This is a genomic window from Mycobacterium sp. NPDC003323 (assembly GCF_053589535.1).
On the sequence record NZ_JBSFSB010000035.1, the window covers coordinates 1 to 1778 of the forward strand.

Here is a 1778-nt window from a genome sequence, read left to right on the forward strand (position 1 = left end):
CTAGGAGACTGCTGAATTAAGGGTGTTTGGGGCGGGGTGCCTCAGAGCGCTCTGTGGCGCGTGAGTGTAAGTCAGACCCTGAGGTCGACAGATTCGAGGGTCACCCCGCCGTGTTGAGCGTGGCACGCGGTGTTCAGTGAGGCAAGAGCCAGGTCTGCCAGGTCAGGCGATGGCCCAGCCAGCGTTGGTGTGGGTCAGTCCCAGGGTGATCAGTCGGCGCAGGTTCAGCGCGGCGGCGCGATGGTGAAGCCAGTTGTTGTTTTTCGTGACGCCGCGGTAGCGGACTTTGCGGTTGCCTCGCGTGAGCCAGGCGATTGAGCGTTCGACCATGGGTCGGTGCCGGCGGTACTCGGCCTGCCAGTCGGAGGTACGAGCCGCTGTGCGGGCAGCGCGAAGGTGGTGTTCGTGTTCACCGATGGTGAGATTGCGTCCGTCCTTGGCAGTGGTGCACTGTGCCGCCAAAGGGCATGAACGACAACGTGTTCCGAATCCGGCGCTACCGCTGGGCGTGATCGACCGGGTGTGCCCGGCCGGGCAGGTGACGGTATGGGCCTCGAAGTCGACGTGGAAGTCGTCGCTGCTGAAACCACCTGGAACCGGAGTGCGCAACGGGATCGGCTTGATCACCGCGACATGCCTACGGTCAGCCAACGCTGCCCTGGCATCACCGGTTCCATAGGCCGAGTCACCGAGTACCCGCACCGGACCCGATTCGTCGTCGAGCAGGGCCAGGCCGACGACGGCTTCGTGATTGGCCGGGCCGCAGGCCTTGGTCAGGGCGCAGTCGGTGATGAGCCCGGTATCGGGTTCGATCGCGAGGTGGGCCTTGAAGCCGTCTTGGCGGCGGTGCACCGTCTTATGCGCATGGCGCGCATCGGGATCGACGGTGGAGATGACCCGGTCAGGGGCGACCCGCTGAGCGATGCGCCACTGCCCGTCGGTGCCATCAGAGCCCTCGATCGGTTCGACGTCTTGGCCGGCGACCAGCGCTAACAACGCCACCGCCTCGGCAGCCCGCGGCCCGAGATCCTGCTCGGGCAGATGCCCGAGCAGCCGGTGCGCGTCACCGACCAACGCATCGATCAGCTGGTCGCGGGCTGCCTTGTCGTTCCAGGCAATGGCCGGTTTTCCCGGATCGTCGTAGTTGTGAGCGGTGCACTGGGACGCGACGACCGCCACGGCACCGGGAACCTCACGGCGCACCCGGCGGATCGCGCCGATCAACTGGGTCACGGTGTCCTGGGTGGCCACCGCGTCGTCGAGCACGGTGGAATCCAACGCCCGCCGCGTTCGCTTCGCGAGTACACCCGTTTCGGCCACCACGGCTTTGACCGCCTCGAAGATGCGATCGGGTCGATCGGATGCCGTCAACCGGCGCCGCCAATAGGTCAAGGTCGTGGAGTGAAACGCCGTTGCGGTGATCGGCAGTCCGCATGCCGCTTTCCACCGCAGGTCGAAGGTCACCGCATCCACGGTCTCGTTATCGGACAAGCCATGCAGCGCCTGCAGCGTGATCACCGAGGCCATCACCTCGGCCGGCACACTCGGACGGCCCCGCCGCGACGGGAACAGATCGGCGAACAACGATTCCGGGAACAGCTCACCGCGGTGAGCGGCCAAGAACGCGAACATGCTGTCGGACTTCAAAAGATGCCCGGCAACCGATTCTGCATCCAACAACTCACGCTGATCATCAGAACGACCCTGCACCCACCAATCATCCCAAAGCACAGGTCAACCCACCCCCGCCACGCGGGATTAATTCAGCAGTCTCCTAG

At 65.1% G+C, this 1778-nt stretch carries 1 protein-coding gene; it reads right to left on the reverse strand.

What is annotated here, in order from left to right:
* Positions 1-162: 162 nt before the first annotated feature.
* Positions 163-1710, reverse strand: a complete 1548-nt coding sequence (locus tag ACWDUN_RS29990; RefSeq protein ID WP_449934567.1) for an IS1182 family transposase — start codon at positions 1708-1710, stop codon at positions 163-165.
* Positions 1711-1778 lie beyond the last annotated feature (68 nt).